Genomic DNA, 21,059 nt, shown 5'->3' on the forward strand with positions numbered 1-21,059 from the left:
TAAGTTGGCAGCATCACCCCGTTTCCGTAATGCATTAAATGCCATGTTGGAGGCCAATGAGAGAGCCAGAGCCGCCAACGGTAAAAGAATATATCCAAACCGAGTTCGTCATGTTTGGGTAAGGGAGTTTTCCGAAGAGGGAAAATGTCATTTTCATATTGGTCTTTTTTTTAACAAAGATGCTTATTACCATTTAGGTGATTATGAGGCTGAAAGCAATTTAAGGATGATGATTGTAAGAGCATGGTATAGCGCACTGGGATTGGAACTGGATGATTATCCGGGATTGGTTCACTACCCTGAAAATTGTCGTTATATATTAGACGTCAATGATTTTAACTTTGAAGGAGAATACAATAAATTACTGAATCGTCTTGACTACCTGGCTAAACTTGATACAAAAGTATACGGAGATGGCGACCGTAGCTTCGGCTGCAGTCGCGGGTAATTTATTTTTTTACAGAAATGGCCTTTCTTATGGATGGAAAGGCCAAACCCATCAGTTAAAGATGGTTGTTTTACTATAATCGAGACTGTAATTTAAATTGTGTATCTGCCTGTTTTTGATATGTTCATTCCAACAACGGAGACAGGCAAATTATGGACGAAAAGAAACTCAAAGCGCTGGCGGCTGAACTGGCTAAGGGCCTTAAAACCGAAGCCGATCTTAACCAGTTTTCTCGTATGCTGACGAAGCTAACCGTCGAAACAGCGTTAAATGCTGAGCTGACCGACCATCTTGGGCATGAGAAAAATGCGCCCAAAAAAGGCTCTAATACCCGCAATGGCTACTCGTCAAAAACGCTGCTTTGCGATGACGGCGAGATTGAGCTGAACACGCCGCGTGATCGTGAAAATACCTTTGAACCTCAGTTGATTAAGAAGAACCAGACGCGTATCACGCAGATGGACAGCCAGATTTTATCCCTCTATGCCAAAGGCATGACCACACGGGAAATCGTCGCCACGTTCAAAGAAATGTACGACGCCGATGTGTCGCCCACGCTGATATCTAAGGTCACCGACGCCGTAAAAGAGCAGGTCACTGAGTGGCAAAACCGGCAGTTGGATGCGCTGTATCCCATTGTTTATATGGACTGCATTGTTGTCAAAGTCCATCAGAATGGCAGCGTAATCAACAAAGCCGTCTTCCTGGCGCTGGGTATCAACACCGAAGGCCAGAAAGAATTACTGGGTATGTGGCTGGCCGAAAATGAAGGCGCAAAGTTCTGGCTGAGCGTGCTGACAGAGCTTAAAAATCGCGGGCTTCAGGACATCCTGATTGCCTGCGTGGACGGCCTGAAGGGCTTCCCGGATGCGATAAACAGCGTCTATCCGCAGACCCATATCCAGCTGCGCATCATCCATATGGTACGTAACAGCCTGAAATACGTGTCCTGGAAGGACTACAAAGCCGTCACTAGCGGACTGAAGGCGGTTTATCAGGCTCCGACCGAAGAGGCGGCGCTGATGGCGCTGGATGCGTTCGCGGGCGAATGGGACGATAAATATCCGCAAATCAGCAAAAGCTGGCGTGCGCACTGGGAAAACCTGAATACATTCTTCGGCTACCCGCCGGATATCCGCAAGGCCATCTACACCACGAATGCGATAGAATCGCTGAACAGCGTGATCCGAGCTGCGATTAAGAAACGCAAAGTGTTCCCGACAGATGACTCGGTGCGGAAGGTTGTGTATCTGGCGATCAAGGACGCGTCGAAAAAATGGAGTATGCCGATCCAGAACTGGCGGCTGGCAATGAGTCGTTTTATTATCGAGTTCGGTGACCGCCTGAGCGATCACCTTTAACGAGTGGGCAGTTACACAGAATTACTGACAGGCTCTTTGGCTACAGCCGAAGTTACGGTCTCCTTCACCAAACACTTTGCTTTCAACTTTGGTCAGGTAGTCCAGTCGGGTTAACAGCGCCTGGTAGTTCTGCTGGAAGTCAGTACTATTGGTGTCTAGCACATACTTACAGTTTTCAGGAAAATGGACCAGACCAGGGTGATCGTCTCTCTCCAGTCTCAGGGCGCTGTACCAGGCTCCTGTGATCATCCCTCTAAGGTTATCGTCCTGATCGTAATCCCCGAGGTGGTAGTAAGCGTCTTTGTTGAACAACAGGCAAATGTGATAGTGGCATTTACCTGATTCAGAATACTCTTTCGCCCATATAATAAATAAAGGGCAACGGTAAATGCGTTTATCCTCACGCACCTTACGGGTACGGTCAGCCTCCAGCTTAGCTCTGAGGGATTCACGCATCCGGGATATCACCCCAGGTTCCAGGTTAGGGAAGCAACAGATATTGTCACCGTTATCAACTATTTTGGGATAGTGGAGATCGACACGTACAGCAATTAACCTAAATAGCTGCGCCTAATACCGCTACACTTTTGCCTGACCATGTTTTCCTCCGGGGAATGGGCTGGCGGTTTCCATAAAATGGCGGACCTTTTTCAGTAACTGCCACATTGAGCGGCACTGATGATTACGGGTTATCGTGTCATGAAGTGCCTGCCATAGCTGTTCCACATGATTCACCCACGGCGAGTAAACCGGCTGGTAAATTACCCTGAACTTGGGATTTGCTTTCAACCAGCGCTGTGTTTCGCGGCTTTTATGGATAATGTAGTTATCAACGATCAGCGTGATTGTTTTCGCCCGCCGGTAAGTGGCTTTCAGGTGCTTCAGCAGAGCGATAAACAGCGCTGAACTTTTGCTGTTGCCGCCCACGTAGCTGACTTTACCCGTGCCACTGTGCAGTGCGCCGGCCAGATAGTATTTTTCGTTCTGCCCCGGCGTCACTACCCGTTTCTGCTGTCCGCGCAACTGCCAGTCCGCACCGATTTTAGGATTAAGGTGGATATCCACTTCATCTTCATAAAATACCGGATGCTCTGCGCTGCATTCATCCAGCGCTTTGTGGATTACCGCCATCTTTTCATCTTTATGTGGGTCACGGATACGCAGAGTTGGCGCGGCCCTGCGCCATACAAGCCCCGCAGATGGCAACCAGCGGCGAACGGTTCCTGCATGTAACTGGCAACCGGTTATCTCATTGATTTTTATTGCCAGTAATTCGGTGCTCCAGCGTGAACGTTGATAACCAAAATCGCCGGGAGAATGCTTTATCAGCTCACGTAACAGGGTGCAGATATGTTCAAAAGGCCAGCGTCGGGAGCGCCCTGCGGGTAAGGATTTCAGGCCTTCAATACCTGAGTGCGTAAACCAGTTAATCCAGCGACCAACGGATGAACGGGCACAACAGAGAGTTCTGGCAACATCGCTGACCCGTTCACCCCGATGAAGCATCAGCATGGCCGTGAGTCTGTGGGCATGATTTTTATCACGCGTTTTATGAATAGCTTTCTGCATCAGGCGTCGTTCGCCACGGGGTATTGGTACTATGATCGGCATCGCTCAGTCCGGTTGGTGATTTTGGTTGGTTTGGCGATTGATCAGATCGCACAATCCGGGCTGAGTTCCCTTTCAGTGATCTACTATTCCGCGCAGCTATTTAGCTAGCCACTTTACGTACACTCATCCTTCCACGCATACACAAAACACTGCAATTAATAAAAAACTACATTACATTAAGATATCAAATACAGATTACATCAGTGAAAACAAGAACTGTAACCCTACCTACTTCACAAACAAAGACAACAGCACACATGTGATTTATCGGCATTTCTGGCATGATCTTTAGTGTGTTTAATAAAGATTAATCAGTTGAATCAACATTCTAATTGTACACACTGGAAAAATGTCTGACGTTGAGATATATTCACGGAATGTATATTTTATGTGGAGATATCCTCCCATGTTTCATGGTAAGGCCTACGAATTCGAAAATGTCGATTATTTTTGAAAAAGATGTGTTTCAGCAGCAAGGCCAACATAAAGTGATACGAAAACACAAAATTGCATAAGCTATCAGTGCGGGATACCTACGAACACATAATAACACATTGCAATTAATTTATTACTTATTATTTAAATGCTCTTTGAATAGCTCTTTTGACATCTTATAACTAATACAATAATCAGTAATGTCGGACAAAATCATTACTAATTCTAAATTTTTAGTTGATACAGCTTGCTTGTCGTTACTTAATTATTTTTAAGGAAAAAGATTGTGAATACATTTAACCGAACTACCACATGCATCGTGATTTCCGCAGCATTGTTACTTGGAGGCTGTGCCAATACCGGAAGCTCTCTCCTGTCTGGGACAAAGCCGGATCCTCGCCTTACCACCACAGAACAATCACAGTTCTTTAGCGCTTCTGGTGCACAAGGTTGTGGCGTAGGCGCCGTATCCGGCGCAGCTCTCGGCGCGTTAGTAGGGGCGCTAGCAGGTGACTCGAAGAAAGCGCTTGCCGGCGCTGCAATTGGTGGCGCTGCTGGCTGTGCTGCAGGTATGACCGCTAACTACTATCTTGACGGACTGAAAAAAGATTATGCCTCCACCGCCGATCGTCTGCAGGCAATGGATAACGACATCAGCAAAGATACCGCAGCGGTTGAAAAATCGACGCTGGCGATGAAACAAGTTATTAGCGAAAACCAGGCCACCTTAACCAAAATCAGCATCCAAAAAGATAAAGCTGGATTTGATAAAGCCGGTGCGAAAACCCAGCTGGCGCAAATTGATGCCAACATCAGCAAGATGAAAGAGACCATGAAAGGCATGAAGGATAAAGAATCTGCCTATAAGGTCGCTTTACAAGGTCAAACGACCACCACAAGTGCAGAGAAAAGCAAGCTGGCAAATTTGAACAAAGAATATGCCAATCTCAATAGCAAGATTGCTGCTCTGGAACAAGAAACCAACGAGCTGTATGAACAGCGCCAGGCGATCTCCCTTGGTTAACCCTTTCGGCCGATAGCATTATCGGCCGGTTTAAGACTGCTTAAAGCAGCGTTATTCGACGCTAATGATGGATTATTTGATGAGAAAATACGCACTTCTTGCCGCCCTTGTCCTTACGGGTTGTACTACGTCTCCCCAGGACTGTGATTTACACGCACAAGATCCAAGCTTTATTACCAAACTGAGCTGCGCCACGTCGGGTGGTTATCGTCAGCAGGTTGATCAAAAAGAACAGCAGGTTCGCCTGAGCCAATATCAAAATGAATCGGCCAAGCAACAGCAGGATTATACCCAAAACAGACAGCAGACCTTAAATCAAAAGCTGGCAGATGAACAAGCAAGGCTAAATGCCGTGCGTTCGGATCTGTCGCAGACTCTCGCAAAACTGAAATCAAGCAAGATTCAAAGCCGCGAACGCCAGCAGGAAATTGCCAAATTGCAGGAGCTGCAGCGCCAGTCACAAACGGCAACGAGCGCCAGCGAAATTTCAGCGATTGAGAAAAAGGTCGCCGAAGCCAAGCACAAAATAAAAGTTCTCGAAGAAGCAAATACGCTCCGCTAAAAGCGCAGAAAACGTTCCGGCTGTCTGAGATGCGATGATACACATCTCATGCATATCACCCACAACAATAATGATTTGCTTATGCAACGATTAACAACTGCCGCGCCGATTCATGAAGCAACGCTGACAACCTATGAAGAGACGGTCGGTATCATACATCGTCATCTTCCCCCTTCACTGGCGCTGCTGTATGCCACCGCGCGTCGCAATGCCGAAGGACGCCTGGAGTGGTGGACAGCACGTCAGGGGCTGGCTAAACCTTTTTCCGCACTGAATGACGCCGAACGGCTGACTGTTGAGAATAAACGTCAGCAATATCAGGACATTCTGGCGGGGTTAATCAGCCAGCTGGCCGCGCGCGGCGAAGATAAGTCAGCACATGTGTTGCAAACGCTACTCACCCAATCACACCACCTCGACGGCTATAGCGTCGGCGGCGAACCGGTGTTGGTCAATTGGGCCACAGCCAGCACAGCGGCGCCCCTCCATACGGTAGTGGTTATCCCCTGGTGCCGCGGTTTTCTTCCTTGGCTGGCATTATTGCTACTGCTGCTCCTACTCGTCGGTGTCTGGTGGTGGTTTACACATCGCCCGGCCGTGACGCTCCCCGTTGTTACACCAACCCATACCGAATTAACTGACACCAATCCCAGCGTGAAGCTTGAGAAACGTCAGGATTTTGGCCGGATAAAAATCAATCTGCAGTGGAAGCAGGGGGACCACAAAGAGCCTGTCGATCTCGATATTGCCGCCTTTGTGCGCTTAAAAAACGGTGAAATCAGCGGCGCTGAGGCGCTGAGTCATTTGCCCGGCAACTATGACCAGCCACCGTATCTGCTGCTGCAGGAAGATCTGCGTGAAGGCAATGACGTGGATGGCGAATGGCTTTTCGTCAACGGCAGCCACTGGCAGGACATTGATGAGGTGCTGATTTATAGCTTCATTTACGCTGGCACCGATAACTGGCAAGGGACAAACGCCTCCGTCACCCTCTATGTCCCCGAACAGCAGCCGATTACATCCATGCTCACGGATAGCGACCAGCGTAATAATGTCGCCGCCATCGCCAGGCTCAAAAATGTCGATGGCAATATTCAGGTTGAACGCCTTGACCGTTTCTTCCCCGACCGCGAGTCGATGGATAAGCACTATGGCTGGGGTTTCAAATGGACGCCCGGCGCGACCAAAAATTAGCCTGCACCACTGTGGCTTTAGTCAAATTACAGCCTTTAAGGGTTAGATAATGCGAAATTCGATTCAGGGACCACTACTTCGTACCGGAAATAACTCTTCATTCAAGGCGCTGGGTGAAACGGGCTATCCTGTTTTCAAGATGGCCTTCCAGCTACGCGAAGCCATCTATCGTCTTGATGCAGGGCGCGATCTGGCCCGTCATCTGGCTATCCCGCAAAACGATCAGGGCGGTGACAGAACCGACTGGTACAGCAGTTTTCCCGGCGATGTTATCCCGTGGAGCGGCGCAAGCGAAGCGGAGCGAGAATCGGCGCGCCAGCAATTTAATGCGTTTCAAATGGCAGTGCAGTCACTAAGCGAACAGTTGCTCAACGCGGAGCAAAGCCGAACCGGCGGCGATCGTCGGGTCTTTGCCCAGTTGCTTAAATCTGTGACCCATTTCCCCGATTATGAGTTTGTCTATCTCGTTAATGGAACGCTGGTGATCACCTTTTGGGGGTTTGTCCACCCGGAAGGGGAACAACGTCACCCGATGCATTGGCTGAGTTCATCGTCCGTTCCCGCCGCCGCCCTCGCGGCCGTTCCGCCGCAGGCCAGCGCCACGGAAAAAACCGTCGAACCCGCTCCCGCGCCCTTTGTTGATGTTCGAACGCGCCGCTGGCGCTGGCGTTGGTTGCTATGGCTACTTTTGGCGTTACTGCTGCTGGCGCTGCTGTTAGGGCTGCTCCGCGGCTGCGCTCCTTCTCTTTCCCTGCCGGGCCTCCCTGGTCTTTCTGCGGATAAAACCACGGTCACCGCTGAACCTGTGGCTACGCACCCGGCCACCAGCACCCATGACGTGGCGATCAGGGGGTCAGAAACCGCCGTTGGCGCTCGCGCCGTACCCGGCATTGTGGAAGGGTCAACCGCGGACGCGCATCCTGCGCTGGATTCAACGGTGCCCGCGATGCCTGCCGACACATCTGACAGAGCGGTAGACGGCGATGCGACGCCGCCGCCGGCTAACGCAAATGAAGCCAGCGTAAAACCGCCACTGCCGCCCGGCGTACAGGATACCCACGACGAGCAGACGCCTCCGGGCGTGACTCCGGTAACCGCCCCGCCGCTCGTTGCGCCGCAGGGCGAACCGTTAACCCTCCCGGCCACCCTGCCGGACGGCCCGGCGAAGTTTCTTAACGGCGAATGGCGCGTGAATGGCGGTATTCAGGACAAGCACACCGGACGCCCGCTCCAGCTGCAATATAATTTTGACCAGGGCAACGGCACCGTCAGCGTCCGCCAGTCCAGCGGCGTAACGTGCCGTGGCCCAGCCAACGGTAACGTGCAGCAGGGGGCGCTCAACATTACCAACCCTGAGCAAATGACCTGCAGCGATGGCTCAAACTTTATTGTGCCGACCATCGAGTGCAAATCACCTTCCGCGGGTCATGCCGATTGTATTGGCAGCAACGATGGGGAAAAAACCTTCCCGATTCGTATGCTTCAACCTAATTCCTGAACAGGGACGAGATAACTATGTTGCCCGAGATTGTATCTTTTGATCGTCAAGTAACCCTGGTAGGCGACTCCGGGATCCAGTTTATGGATTTTGGTTTGTCTCCAGGACGTTTGCCCGCCGGTGAATTTGTTAAATTAGCCAATGGCGTATTGACCCGTTTAATCTACAACGAACAGCGTGATTACTATTTTTATCAGCCCAGCCCGGCAAATATCGAGAAGGCTAAAAGCCAGTACGATATTCCCGTTGAGCAGAGTCTTAAGCTGTTTGACGGGACATGGTTGCCGCTTCCCCTACTCCGTTTCAGCCCGCCTGACGTCTATCAGGAAGGGCCGCTAAACTGGGCGCGTTTTCGTATCGTCAAGCTGGACAAGCCTGATATGGATGGGCATAGCCATCGAATGACGTTGGCTATCGATACTCGCGTAATGGCCAAACAGCAGGCCGCCGCCGACCTCAGCCCAAACCAGGAAGATGTCAATGCCGGGGCAACCTTTGCGGTGGCGACAGCCACCTATGCCCTCAACTGGTATCTCACGCAAGAGTGGATTGTCGACTGGCTGAAAGAGGTATTTAAAGAGGCGAGCAAAGGCCGGGATATCGACGAACGCGAGCAGGAGCTTAACCAGCAGTATCCGCTGGCGCACTACCTTAACCTTCTTTCACTGATGGCGATTCCCGTCGAAGGTTTGCAAAGTCAGACCGCCCCCATCATTGAATTGCCGCAGTTCAGGGTCATCGCCAATCGGGAAACTAACGCTATCAAGCCTATTCCCGTTGATTTGATCCTCGATGTCGGTAACTCACGCACCTGCGGTATTCTCATTGAAGATCATGGGCAATCAGGTTCAGGTATGCAGCACAACTATGTGCTCAAATTGCGCGATCTTAGCGCGCCGGAACATGTTTATACCGAACCCTTTGAAAGCCGGGTCGAATTTTCACAGGCCTTCTTCGGCAAAGATCACTGCTCGGTGCGTAGCGGCCGCCACGATGCCTTCCAGTGGCCGACGATCGCTCGTATCGGCGGAGAAGCGGGTCGTTTAGCGGCGCGCCGAAAAGGCAGCGAAGGTTCAACCGGCCTCTCCAGCCCTAAACGTTATCTTTGGGATGAAAAATATTACGGTCAGGGCTGGCGATTCAACGGTAGCTACGTGCAGGACAGTAATCCACTCGCCACCGCTGCGCCGTTCGCGAATCTGATCGATGAACGGGGCGAGGCGTTACACACCATCGAAGATGAGATGGATCGCATCCCGGTCTTTACGCCACGCTATTCCCGCAGCTCGCTGATGACCTTTATGCTCGCGGAAGTATTAACCCAGGCGATTAGTCAGATTAATAGCCCGGAACAACGCATACGTCAGGGACACGCAGGTATTCCGCGTCAGCTACGCCATATTATTCTGACCGTGCCGCCCGGTATGCCGATGGCTGAACGTTGCGTACTGGATGACCGTATGCGTCAGGCGGTCGGTTTAGTCTGGAAAGCGCTACGCTGGCACAACGGCGAAAACGATCCTTATGAGGATGAGCAAGAAGATCATAGTCAGACAAACATTAAAATTCCGCTGCCGAAAATCAGGGTCGAGTGGGATGAAGCGTCCTGCGCGCAGTTGGTTTATCTCTACACCGAGATAAACCAAAACTTTGCCGGTCACCCGGAGTCGTTTTTCGACGCCCTTAGCCGACCCGACAGCACGCAACGTGAAAGAATATCCATCGCATCTATCGATATCGGCGGCGGCACCACCGATCTGGTCATCACCGATTATCATCTCGATCGCAATGGTCATAGTGGGGGCGGCGCTAACGTCCATATCATCCCGCAGCAGCGTTTTCGCGACAGTTTTAAAATTGCCGGCGACGATATTCTGCTGGATGTCATCCAGTCCTATGTGCTTCCAGCCTTTGAGCAGGCGCTGCGTGAAACGGGGGTCATATCCGTTGAGACGCTGATGTCTCAACTGTGCGGCTCGCAAAATATTAGCGCGGCGGAATCCGTGCTGCGCCAGCAGCTCACCCTGCAACTCTTCGTTCCCCTCGCGTTGCACATTCTGGGTAAATACGAGCAATTCGATCCGCTGGACGAGCAAACGCATATCGTGATTAACCAACGTGTCGGCGATCTACTGCCGGTAGGTTCTCTGCGTGATGAAGTCGAGAGCTTTGTTCGCCGCGAAGTACAAAAAGCTGGTGGTCCGACCGATTTCAAACTGGCGGAGGTAATGCTCACTCTGCCGCTCGCCAGAGTGCATAACGATTTGTGCTCGGGTAAGTTCAACATTGATAAAGTGCTAACCGCGCTGTGCGAAGTGCTGAGCTATTATCATTGCGACCTGCTACTGCTGACGGGCCGCCCTTCGCAGCTGCCGGGCATTCAGGCAATTATCCGTCGCAACCTGCCGTTGCCGCCGGGGCGTATTTTACCGCTGCACGGTTATCAGACCGGCACCTGGTATCCGTTCCATAAAAATGGCCATATCGACGATCCGAAGAGCACCGCCTCCGTTGGCGCGATGCTCACGCAACTGTGCGCAAATCACAGCATTCCTAACTTCCATTTCCGTACCTCGGCGCTGAAGCCTTACTCAACGATTCGCCATATTGGCACCATTGATATGGATAACCTGATTCGCAGTGCCGATATCGTTTATCGCCATATCGAATCGGAGAACGGGCAGATAAAACTGCCGACATTCACCGACGAAAATGGCGAGAACACCACGCAAAGTATCATCATGCGTGGCGATTTGCGGCTGGGTTATCGTCAACTGGATGCCGAACGTTGGGCCGCCGCACCGCTTTATACCTTACGTTTTAGCGAAGAAGGCCGTAAGAAGTTTTCCGCCGCCTTCTCCGTGGATAACGGTTCACCGTACCTGAAAGTGAGACTGGCTATCGACAAAGGCAAACGGGCGCGCCAACTGGGCTTAATCAGCGATCGGCTGATGATTGCGGATATCACCAGCAACACCGATAAGTCATTCAGCAAGCGTGATGTAGATCTGGAACTCAATACTATGCCCGATACGGGGCTCATTGATAGCCGACACTGGCTCGATAGCGGGAGTGTTAAAAAATAATGAATAGCGATCAAAAATCTCTCACTCAGGGTTGGGCAGCTATCGCTCAGGGCTGTCAGGACGCACTTGGCTGGGTTGATGCAGTGCGTTCCGGTTCACGTCGCCTCGACAACGAGGCGGATAAACTCAACCTTAGCTTGCTCCGCACGCGTAACCAGGCCAATAGCCTGACGTTGGTCGCCAGAACGCCAATGACCGTCGGTTTTTTCGGCATTTCTCAGGCCGGGAAATCCTATCTCATCTCCGCATTGGCAGCTGGCAGCAATGGTTCACTGGAAGCCCTTTATGGCGAACGGCGCGTCGACTTTATCAAAGAAGTGAATCCCGTCGGCGGCGGTAAAGAGGCCACCGGCCTGGTCACCCGCTTCACCCGCCAGGCCCCCGCCGCGCCTGCGGGCTATCCTGTGCCTCTGCGCCTGTTCAGTGAAATCGATCTGGCCAAAATTCTGGCAAACGCCTGGTTTAATGATTTCAACCACGAGCAGCTGAGCTTTCAACTTGATGAAGCCAGGGTTGAAGAGCGACTGCGCCCCTTCCTGCAACGCGCCACACAAGCAAAAAGCTATAACGGCGTGAGCCAGGAAGATGTGGTTGCCTTATGGGATTACCTGAACGCCTCGTTCAGAAAATCGGTTGAAAAACTTGAACACGCCTATTGGCCGCAGGTGTTGAAAATTGCCCCTGCGCTGAGTCCTGGTGAACGCGCAGAGCTATTTTCTTTATTGTGGGGAGAACTGCCGGCCCTCACCGAGACCTATCGTTCATTAGCCAATGTGCTGACCAAACTCAATCATGCCCGGACGGTGTTCGCCCCGCTGGAGACGCTTATCGATCACAGTAATGGCAGCATTATGAACGTCGACAGCCTTAACCGGCTAGGCTCCAGCCAGGATCGCCACGTGGAGATCCGCTACTGGAAAGAGGAGCAGCAAATCGGCAGCGCCAGCTTAACCCAGGCGGAACTGGCAGCGTTAACCACCGAGCTTATCTTCCCGTTAGCGGAAGTCGAGGCCGACAGCGTCGTGGAGCAGGTCGATCTGCTTGACTTCCCTGGGTATCGCGGGCGTCTTAAAATTACCGCACTGGAAGAGGCCGGTAGAGAGGGGCTTAATCCCATTTGCCAGCTTCTGCTGCGCGGTAAAGTCGCCTATCTGTTTGAACGTTACACCGATAATCAGGAGATGAACGCGCTGGTCGTGTGCGCCAGCTCCGCCAAACAGAGCGATGTTGCTGACGTTGGTCCGGTATTAAACCGCTGGGTAGAAAAAACGCAGGGTAAAAGCGCCGAAGAACGTCAGGGCCGTAACCCTGGGCTGTTCTGGGCCATCACCATGTGCGATATGCGCATCAACAGCAGTCTGCAACTCACCACCGAACAGTTAAAAGAAGGCTGGGAAGGTATGCTGCACATGACCTTGCTGGAGCGTTTCGCCCAATATGATTGGCTGCAGCAATGGGCGCCCGGCCAGGCGTTTAATAACTGTTTCCTGGTGCGAAAACCGGGGCTGGATAATCCGTTCATCGACCTAAAAGACGGTACAGAGCAGGAGCGAAACAAGGAAGCGTGCATCACCGAGCGCTATCGCCAGAAGCTCGACGAAATGGGCAGCACCTTCATTAGCGCTAAAAACGTGCTGCAACACGTCACCGAGCCGAGCAAAGCCTGGCACGCGATGCTCGAGCTCAACGATGGCGGCATGGGACGCTTAACCAAAGCGCTGCGCGGCGTCGCGCATCTGGAATTCAAGCTGGCACGTTTGCAGCAACAACTTGAACAGTGTCGCGAGGAGACCGGCAATCGCCGCCTGGGCCGCTGGTACGAAAAAGACGGCGACGGGCAGCTCGTGAAAAAACAGGCCATCGCGAAAGAGCTATGGCAGGGGCTGTCCGCCTGCTCCCACAGTATGGGAGAGCTAATTAATCGTCTGGATCTGCCGACGCAGGAGCTTAATAACATCTATTTAAGCATTCGCGACCGCAACCCGGAACCGTCAAACGATGGCGACAGCCTGGCGGCAAACGCGTTTACCGCCAGCCCATTTGGCAACACCCCCTTCGGTGATAACCCGTTTGGCAGCGATCCCTTCGCCGACGCACCGGCTGAAATCGCCGTGGTTGACGCGCCAGCGTCAACTGCCCAGGAAAGAGTCGGCCAGGACGATGATTTCGCCCATCAGGCGTTTAAAGCCTGGGTCGCGCATTTGCGTGAACTGCCGCAGCAAGCGCCGCAGTGGCGTCAGTTGGGGATGAACAGCGAACTGATTAATCATCTCAGCGAAGAATTGATCACCGCAGCCACGCGCCTCGATCTGGAAGGCACGCTGAAACGCGCGCTGGCGGGTCAGGAGCAAGCGGGTACGCGGCGTGAACATCTTATGGCACGCCAGGTTCTGCGCGCCCAACTGACTATGCGTGATTTTATCGCCTGGTTTGGTTATCTCACTCTACCGCCTGAAAAGGTGCCCAACAGCTATGTTGGCGAGAAAAATAAAGTCTTCCTGCGCCAGAAACCGCTGATGAACGACGAGCTGCCGCAGCTCGCCGCCGTTGCGCCGCAGCCGGGTGTCTCTTATCTGGGAGACTGGCTATCCGCCCTGATGAGCGTCGTACTTGATAACGCTGGTCATAGCGCCACGCGCGATATTTCCGTCGAACATAATCGCCAACTTGGTCAAATTATCAGCCAATTGAAACAAGAGAACATGCCATGCTAGCTAAAATCATCGCCTGCCAACCGGCAGAGCCGGGTACCGCACAATTGATGGTTCGCCTGCGCGGCGAAACTGCGGTGCTGCCCGATCTGACCTTTACGCTTTGTAATAACGAGCAGAACTATCTGCAGCCCGATGGCAGCTGGAGCCCTGCACAGCACTGGTTTACTGTCAACGGCGGTTACTCCCTGGCCAACGGCAGCGGCTTTCGTATCGGCCCTACTCTACTTGACCCTTTGCTGGCAAACGCAAGCCAGGTCCAGATTCAGATCAAGCTGGCTTCAGGAGAAGTGCGCAATACCACCCTCCAATTGGTGCGTGATGAGTTGCTCTCTTCTGAAGCCAGGGGCGCGACGGGTAATTACAGCAGCAGCAGTATGCTGGCAACCCCAGAAACCGACTCCGCACCAGCGGCCATCGTAGAAGCGCCCGTCGCAGAATCTGAAACCATTGCGCCGACCATTCATGCCGAGCCGCAGCCGCAACAAAAACCTGCGGCTTCCCGCCTCCCGCTCATCATCGCCGCCATCCTGCTTTTAGTGGTGATTGCTGGCGCGCTTTGGTGGTTCATGGGCCGGGACAAAGGTCAGGAGGTGGTCCCGGCGGTACAAGCTCAGCAAGCCCCCGCCGCCGCCGCCCCTGAAGCGACGAACACCGAGCCTAAAGCCCCGGCTGGCTGTTCCGCACAGAGTTTAGACACGCTGAGCGAGCTTGAATTCGTGCAGACGTGCGTTCAGGAAAAACTCGATAGCGATAAACTGCTGGCCATTATCCAGTCAGCGAAAGAGGCGAAGAAATGCGGCGTCGCCCAGCGCCTGTACGCAAATCGCGCGCAGGGCGGCGATACCAAAATCGCCCTGATTTACGCCGGTGAGTACGATCCGAAATACCATCAGGCAAGCGAATGTTTCAAAGAGGCGGATAAAGATACCGCGGCCTATTGGTACGAAACGGTACTGCAATCAGAACCCGAGAACCAAACGGCTAAGCAGCGCCTTGAGGAGCTAGCAAAATGACCCGGACTTTTTTTTGCCGTCTGGCGCTGCCCTTATGCGGCCTGTTGTTCAGCGGGCACCTCTTTGCCGCCGAGGGCGATAAACCGCTGCTTCAGGAAGGGAAGAAAACGCTATACCAGCGCATCCTGACGACGCCAGGCTGTAAGCTTAGCGACAACGCCGGGGATGAAAATGGGCAGCTTCAGCCTGCCTTTAGCAGCCTTTATGTTTATCAAAAGGAAGAGGCTAAGGGGCAAAGCTGGCTTAAAGTCGGGCCGGATAGCTATGGCAAAACCCTTGGCTGGTTGCCGAAATCCTGTACCGTAGACTGGAAAATGCAGCTGACGCTGGCGTTTACCAACCCGGCCAACCGCGATCGGTTACTCTTTTTCAAAGAGAAAGAAAGTCTGGATAACATTCTTTCTGCCCCCGATCCTGTCTCTCTGGTGGCGCCGCTGCGCGCCAAATTGAAGCGTGACGGCCACGCTGAAGGTATTCAGGCCCAGGAGCCGGAATATTTTGTCGATCTGCAAAAGCAATTTTATCTGCTGCCAATCCTGAGCGGCGAAGAGGTCATGACCGAAGATGGCTTCTATACGCGCCTGCTCAACGTGGCCTCCGTCAGCAAGGCGGATGATAACGCAGCGGCAAAACAAGATAACGACGTAAACCAGTTGAAAGGCTTTAACGCTTCGGTGGTGTTCGTTATCGATTCAACCATTTCAATGGGGCCGTATATTGAGCGCACTAAAGAGGCGGTCAATAAGATCTACGACAAAATTAAACAAGAGCATCTGGATGGGCAGGTCAAGTTTGGTTTGGTCTCTTATCGTTCAAATACCAAAGCCGTACCGGGACTTGAATATAACACCCGCATTTTCGCCGACCCTAACCAGGTCAAGGACGGCGCGGATTTTCTGCAGAAAGTCGCCGATCTTAAAGAAGCGAAGGTCTCAAGCTCTTTATACGACGAGGATGCCTATTCCGGCGTGTTATCAGCTATTGATGACATTGACTGGAGTCCATTCGGCGCCCGCTATATGGTGCTGATTACCGATGCTGGCGCGATTGAGGGCAGCAATAAACTTTCAGGAACCGGCCTTGATGCCAGCCAGCTCCGTCTGGAAGCCGGTAACCGCGGCATTGCTATTTATACGTTGCACCTGAAAACCGCCAGCGGCAAAGCAAACCATACCAAAGCCGAGAGCCAGTACCGCGATCTCTCCAATTTTGATAGCACGCAATCTAACCTTTATCAGGCGGTGAATGCAGGCGATATCAAAATGTTCGGTCAGCAGGTTGATGCCCTGGCGTCAGCCATTACGGAACAGGTGAAAGCCGCCTATATGGGGGATGCCGCCATTGGCAGCGCGCTGTATGCCAAAGATGAGGGGCAAAAGCTCACGGCGGAGCAGAAATTGCTCCAGGATACGGCGTTAATCGGGCATGCGATGCAGTTAGCCTATTTGGGCAAACGCAACAGCACCCAGGCCCCGCTGGTGTTCCAGGCCTGGATTAGCGATCGCGATCTGATTAAGCAGAACATCCCCACAACAGATGTTCGCGTGCTCTTAACCAAGGGACAGCTGAGCGATTTAAGCGATGCCGTCAGCCAGATTCTGAAAGCCGCTAATGAAGGGATGATCTCGCCCACTAAGATGTTTGAACAACTGCGCACCGTTGCGGCAACAATGGGGACCGATCCTAACCAGTTGAAACAGCAAGACAGCGCGAGCATCGGCGATCTTGGCGTGCTGGGCGAGTATCTGGCCGATCTTCCCTACAAAAGCGATGTGCTGAATCTCGATGAAGAAACGTGGAAAAGCTGGGATGGGCTGTCACAGGAGAAATTTATCCGCACACTGTCATCCAAGCTGCGTCACTATCAAAAATATAATGCAGATGTCGACCGCTGGGTCGAGCTGGCGCAAGGTAGCGATCCGCGCGATCGCGTGTATCCCATCCCACTGGAAATGATGCCCTGATGCTGCACATTGAAGACTTGTGCGTGGTTCGTGGTCAGGATCATCAGGCTCACCGTGTTTACCTGCCGCAGCTTTCGCTGCGGCCAGGCGAGGTGGTGGCGGTAACGGGTGAAAGCGGCTGCGGTAAAAGCACGCTTCTGGAAGCCATTGGTTTAGTGTTGCATCCCAGCAAAATTGGGCGTTACACGCTCAGCAAAGGGACACAGCAGCAGGATATTGCCGCGTTGCTTCTGGGCGAGCGACATAATACACTCGCTGCGATTCGGGCACGCGAACTTGGCTTTGTATTACAAAACGGTGGCCTCCTTCCCTACCTGAACGTCAAAGATAATATTCTCTTGCCGTGCCAGCTGCTGGGAGCCCGCCCTGACAGCACCATGCTGGATAGGGTCATCGACACGCTAAAACTGTCGCCACTACTGGCAAAATATCCTACCCAGCTCTCCTTTGGCGAACGGCAGCGCACCGCTTTTGCGCGCGCGATATTACATCGCCCGGCGCTGGTACTGGCAGATGAACCGACGGCGGCGCTCGATCCCTACAATGCCCAGAAATTATTTAGCCTGTTTATCGAACTAGTCCGTCAGGAAGACATGATGGCGCTGGTCGTTTGCCATGACTGGCCTCTGGTCAAACACTTCAATTTACCCTGTTTAGCTGCGCAGCCAGAATCGCTGACGGCGTCATCACAGAGCGAACGGGGAGGTACTTACTTTGTCCTTTAATCGTGCAAGACTGCTCGGTCGCCTTGCAATGCAAGACCTGTGGCACGATCGCATCATCTCTTTTTGCATCGTCTCCTCTCTTGTTGCGGTCATCGCCCCTTTACTGCTCCTTTTTGGCCTGCGCTTTGGCATTGTGAACCAGTTACAAAACGATCTGGCCAACGATCCCCGCAATCTGGAGATCCGCATGTTGAGCAGCGGAAGCTACGATCAGCACTGGATCACGCAGCTACGGCAGCGGCCTGATGTCGGCTTCGCCATCGGGCAAACGCGCTCGCTCAATACGCTGACTGACTTGCAGACGGACAGCACACATTTTATTGAAAATGCGGAAGTCATTCCGACAGAGGCTGGCGATCCTTTGCTCGGCACGCAGGTGCTCCATCATGACCATGAAGTTGTTATTACTCAGGAAGCGGCACGCAAGCTGGCGGTGAAAACCGGTGATACGCTCACGCTACGCGTGAGTCGTATGCTCGATGAACGCCGCGAATGGGGACGTAAGCGCGTGACCGTGGTGGGGATTTTGCCAGCCACCTATTTTAATCGCCCCGCTATCTTTACCCGCCCTGCGTTATTAATGGCTCTTGAACATTTTCGCGATGGCTATGCGGTAACAGCGTTAGGGGTCGCCAGCGGCGCTCAGCTTAACGGTAACGCGCCGCGCTACGCCCGCGCAAGGTTGTACGCACGCGATATTGACCATGTCGCCAGCCTTGAACGCGATTTGCGCGCCCAACGCATCGAAACCACCAGTCGGCTGGCGGATATTGAGAATGTAAAAAGCATTAACCGTGTGTTGGGCATCATCTTTAACACGATCGCCATCACCGCGCTCATTGGCTGTATCGCCTCGTTAATCGGCTCGTTTATCGCCAATGTCGATCGTAAACGTAAGCATATTGCTGTACTTCGTCTGCTGGGCTTCACGCGACCAGCCGTAGGCGTTTACGTCATTAGTCAGGGCGCTTTGCTCAGCCTGATGGCCTATATCGGCGGTTTTGGCATCTATTTTTTAGCCAGCCAGATATTTAACCGGGCGCTGTCCACAAGCCAGGCCACCGGTCAGATGATTTGCAAGATAACGCCCTTACACGGCCTTATCGCCCTCTTACTGACGCTGGTTGTGGCGACGCTGGTTGCCGGTATCGGTGCCTGGCGCGCGATCCATATTGAACCTGCGCAGAGCCTGCGCGAGGCATAACCCTTATTTTTTTAATTTGCCCTAAGCATCTATTTTAGCGGAGATCGTTCATGGCCTTTACTCCTTCCACATTATCGCGCTGCCTGGCGCTAGCCCTGCTGGTGAAGATCTCCCCCGCGCTGGCAGAACCGTGGGCAGAGAAAACCTATAATCCGAAGCCAGATAGCGATGACGTGATTTTGCCTATGCCCTGCGAAGGTTCGATGGTATTTCGTCGGGTAGAAATTCCAGTAGCCGGTCCTCTGGATGATATTCCCATCACCTTAGGGGAAGATGGCGGTGAATGGGGCTTTGTGGAACACAGTTATCCCACGTTTATCGCCGGTAGCTTTACTGAAACGCCCCAAAATAAAGGCCGTTATTATTTAATGGCGAAATATGAGCTGACGGCATTGCAATATCAGGCATTAACTTCCGATACTTGCCCGACACCATCGCGTAAACTTAGCCTCCCTCAAACCAGCATCAGTTGGTTTGAGGCCGTTAATTTCTCCGATAAATATAACCAGTGGTTACGCGCAAACGCGCTCGACAAGCTGCCGAAAGAAGATAACAAGCCAGGTTTTTTACGACTGCCCACCGAAGTAGAGTGGGAGTTTGCCGCGCGCGGCGGTCTGAAAGTGGATACCGCACAGTTTCGTGATTCCCGTTATCCGATGGACGACATCAAAAATTATGAGTGGTATTCCGGTTCGCAGTCCTCAAACGGGAAACTTCAGCTCATCGGTCTGTTAAATCCTAACCCGCTCGGCCTGTACGATATGTTAGGCAACGTCTCTGAGATGATGTTTACCCCCTTCTACCTCAATAAAATTAATCGATTGCATGGCCAGGCTGGCGGTTTTGTGGTGCGTGGCGGCAGCGTGATGTCCAGTGAGTCGGATATCCGCAGCGCTAGCCGTAAAGAAATTAACTATTACGATAATGCCCAGCCTTTTACCAGTAAAACAATGGGCCTGCGGTTGGTGCTGGTTTCCCAGGCAATTACCTCAACGGACCGGGTCAAACTTCTTGAGAAAAACTGGTCGACTCTCGGTGATGATAAAACGGGCGCAGAGAGCAGCAAATCCGGGTCCAATGATACGGCGAAAGCGTTAGGTAGCCTGGCTTCTGGCGTTGAAGACGGCGAGCTGAAGAAAAAGCTGAAAGATCTGGAAAACCAACTTCGTGCCAGCAACCAGCAGCAGCAAGAAGAAAGAGCACAGTCTATCCGCGCCAGCCTGAATCTGGGCTCTTTTCTCTGTACCAAATTACAGGACGATGGTCGTTTCCTTGACTTCCTCAATCACAATTATGAGCTGCTGTGCAAAGATAAAGACAGCAGCGATGCCAACTGTGCCATCCGCAAAAATAAGCTGGCGGAACAAACCGATCGTCTACAGCAGCTAACGAGCTACTACGCCAGCAGTCTGGTGGATTCCGGCACCCTGTATGGGCAAGCAGGGCTAAAAGGCGAAGTGAACGTGTTCAATCAGATGCTGATGCTGAATAAACGTCTTTCCGGTCTTAAGCCGTTCCTCGCTGCTCATTGGCAGAATCAGCAAAAATACCTAGCGAACGGCAAAATTGATACAGCTGGCTGGCTGGATACCTGCAAACAAGTAAAGAACGGCCACTAATCTTAAACATGTCAGTTTATAAAGGAGTAAGGAACGTGAAATTAACTCTACGAATTGCGGCGTTGACCATTGTCTGTATGTCACTCAGCCAGACAGCTTTAGCTGCGTCTTACAGTGCGGAGGATCAGGAACAATTAACGCTGGAATGCCTGCTCACCAATAATAAATACGCCAGCGCCTTTATTGCGCAGGATAGCGCGGGATATGCCCTGGGAACCCAGTCTGCTCCGACTGCTGAGCTGAATCTTGTCACTAATCAACCGGGGGTTAACGCCTACTATAATTCTCAGATGATCGCCGGTGGCTCGCTTTACTGGATACGTGTCGTCAAAGGCCCCTATGAATATATTGTTTACGATAAAGAGCAGCACGGCGATATGTCAGGTGTGGTTGTCACAAAAAAAGGGAAAAGAATCTTCCACAAAAATTGCAAGGAACCTATCAAGGTGGGTACACAAAACGATGGCAGCATCTTTAGCCGATTTGCGCAAGAAGATACAGAAGGCGATCGTATTATCGATTTAATCAACAAAGCATAAACGCTTATTTCGTCGTAATGGGGATGTATATCTATCATCCCCATGGTAATGACTCCAACTTA

At 52.2% G+C, this 21,059-nt stretch carries 16 protein-coding genes; 14 read left to right on the top strand and 2 right to left on the bottom strand.

Features of this window, described 5'->3' with window-relative positions:
* The coding region (locus LZ634_RS06975) for an inovirus Gp2 family protein (protein ID WP_234503404.1) at positions 1-448 on the top strand (448 nt) is incomplete at its 5' end.
* 152 nt (positions 449-600) lie between these two features.
* Positions 601-1,809, top strand: coding sequence for an IS256 family transposase (locus LZ634_RS06980; RefSeq protein ID WP_234503408.1), 1,209 nt, complete (start codon positions 601-603; stop codon positions 1,807-1,809).
* Positions 1,810-1,830: 21 nt separating this feature from the next.
* Here the strand turns inward: LZ634_RS06980 and LZ634_RS06985 are convergent, their stop codons facing one another.
* Entirely contained in the window at positions 1,831-2,361 is a 531-nt protein-coding gene (locus LZ634_RS06985) for an inovirus Gp2 family protein (protein WP_137359887.1), read from the bottom strand.
* Positions 2,362-2,388: 27 nt separating this feature from the next.
* Positions 2,389-3,420, bottom strand: coding sequence for an IS630-like element ISEc33 family transposase (locus LZ634_RS06990; RefSeq protein WP_234503409.1), 1,032 nt, complete (start codon positions 3,418-3,420; stop codon positions 2,389-2,391).
* Positions 3,421-4,141: 721 nt separating this feature from the next.
* Here LZ634_RS06990 and LZ634_RS06995 point away from each other — a divergent pair.
* The 12 genes from LZ634_RS06995 (at position 4,142) to LZ634_RS07050 (ending at position 20,997) form a co-directional block, all read left to right on the top strand.
* Positions 4,142-4,879, top strand: a complete 738-nt coding sequence (locus LZ634_RS06995) for a glycine zipper domain-containing protein (RefSeq protein WP_031521493.1) — start codon at positions 4,142-4,144, stop codon at positions 4,877-4,879.
* Positions 4,880-4,958: 79 nt separating this feature from the next.
* A complete protein-coding gene (locus LZ634_RS07000) occupies positions 4,959-5,441 on the top strand; it encodes a hypothetical protein (protein WP_031521492.1) in 483 nt (160 codons plus the stop codon).
* An 81-nt stretch (positions 5,442-5,522) separates the two neighbouring features.
* Positions 5,523-6,635, top strand: a complete 1,113-nt coding sequence (locus tag LZ634_RS07005; RefSeq protein WP_230324190.1) for a tellurite resistance domain protein — start codon at positions 5,523-5,525, stop codon at positions 6,633-6,635.
* 49 nt (positions 6,636-6,684) lie between these two features.
* Positions 6,685-8,133, top strand: coding sequence for an SrfA family protein (locus LZ634_RS07010; protein ID WP_234503412.1), 1,449 nt, complete (start codon positions 6,685-6,687; stop codon positions 8,131-8,133).
* 17 nt (positions 8,134-8,150) lie between these two features.
* Complete coding sequence (locus LZ634_RS07015) at positions 8,151-11,219, top strand: virulence factor SrfB (RefSeq protein ID WP_023288355.1); 3,069 nt, start codon at positions 8,151-8,153, stop codon at positions 11,217-11,219.
* Positions 11,219-13,933, top strand: coding sequence for a putative virulence factor (locus tag LZ634_RS07020; protein ID WP_097764898.1), 2,715 nt, complete (start codon positions 11,219-11,221; stop codon positions 13,931-13,933). The genes LZ634_RS07015 and LZ634_RS07020 overlap by 1 nt, the downstream gene beginning before the upstream one ends.
* Positions 13,927-14,946, top strand: a complete 1,020-nt coding sequence (locus tag LZ634_RS07025) for a hypothetical protein (protein WP_017901258.1) — start codon at positions 13,927-13,929, stop codon at positions 14,944-14,946. The genes LZ634_RS07020 and LZ634_RS07025 overlap by 7 nt, the downstream gene beginning before the upstream one ends.
* Positions 14,943-16,910: a vWA domain-containing protein gene (locus tag LZ634_RS07030; protein ID WP_017901259.1), complete on the top strand. Its 1,968-nt coding sequence runs from the start codon at positions 14,943-14,945 to the stop codon at positions 16,908-16,910. Before LZ634_RS07025 ends, LZ634_RS07030 begins: the two co-directional genes overlap by 4 nt.
* Complete coding sequence (locus tag LZ634_RS07035; RefSeq protein WP_031521485.1) at positions 16,910-17,635, top strand: ABC transporter ATP-binding protein; 726 nt, start codon at positions 16,910-16,912, stop codon at positions 17,633-17,635. The genes LZ634_RS07030 and LZ634_RS07035 overlap by 1 nt, the downstream gene beginning before the upstream one ends.
* A complete protein-coding gene (locus LZ634_RS07040; protein ID WP_025999345.1) occupies positions 17,625-18,839 on the top strand; it encodes an ABC transporter permease in 1,215 nt (404 codons plus the stop codon). Before LZ634_RS07035 ends, LZ634_RS07040 begins: the two co-directional genes overlap by 11 nt.
* Before the next feature lie 50 nt (positions 18,840-18,889).
* Positions 18,890-20,458 (top strand): formylglycine-generating enzyme family protein, encoded by a 1,569-nt coding sequence (locus LZ634_RS07045; RefSeq protein WP_023288359.1) that lies wholly within the window; start codon positions 18,890-18,892, stop codon positions 20,456-20,458.
* Between the two features lie 35 nt (positions 20,459-20,493).
* Positions 20,494-20,997 carry a hypothetical protein gene (locus LZ634_RS07050; RefSeq protein ID WP_234503413.1) on the top strand — a complete coding sequence of 168 codons (504 nt, stop codon included), beginning with the start codon at positions 20,494-20,496 and terminating at the stop codon, positions 20,995-20,997.
* Positions 20,998-21,059: the final 62 nt, after the last annotated feature.

It is taken from the genome of Kluyvera intermedia (genome assembly GCF_021440345.1).
GTDB classification, from domain to species: domain Bacteria; phylum Pseudomonadota; class Gammaproteobacteria; order Enterobacterales; family Enterobacteriaceae; genus Kluyvera; species Kluyvera intermedia_A.

Coding starts and splice junctions, on each gene's coding strand:
- LZ634_RS06980 (WP_234503408.1), top strand. CDS start 601: ATGGACGAAAAGAAACTCAAAGCGCTGGCGGCTGAACTGGCTAAGGGC.
- LZ634_RS06990 (WP_234503409.1), bottom strand. CDS start 3,420: ATGCCGATCATAGTACCAATACCCCGTGGCGAACGACGCCTGATGCAG.
- LZ634_RS07000 (WP_031521492.1), top strand. CDS start 4,959: ATGAGAAAATACGCACTTCTTGCCGCCCTTGTCCTTACGGGTTGTACT.
- LZ634_RS07005 (WP_230324190.1), top strand. CDS start 5,523: ATGCAACGATTAACAACTGCCGCGCCGATTCATGAAGCAACGCTGACA.
- LZ634_RS07010 (WP_234503412.1), top strand. CDS start 6,685: ATGCGAAATTCGATTCAGGGACCACTACTTCGTACCGGAAATAACTCT.
- LZ634_RS07015 (WP_023288355.1), top strand. CDS start 8,151: ATGTTGCCCGAGATTGTATCTTTTGATCGTCAAGTAACCCTGGTAGGC.
- LZ634_RS07020 (WP_097764898.1), top strand. CDS start 11,219: ATGAATAGCGATCAAAAATCTCTCACTCAGGGTTGGGCAGCTATCGCT.
- LZ634_RS07025 (WP_017901258.1), top strand. CDS start 13,927: ATGCTAGCTAAAATCATCGCCTGCCAACCGGCAGAGCCGGGTACCGCA.
- LZ634_RS07030 (WP_017901259.1), top strand. CDS start 14,943: ATGACCCGGACTTTTTTTTGCCGTCTGGCGCTGCCCTTATGCGGCCTG.
- LZ634_RS07035 (WP_031521485.1), top strand. CDS start 16,910: ATGCTGCACATTGAAGACTTGTGCGTGGTTCGTGGTCAGGATCATCAG.
- LZ634_RS07045 (WP_023288359.1), top strand. CDS start 18,890: ATGGCCTTTACTCCTTCCACATTATCGCGCTGCCTGGCGCTAGCCCTG.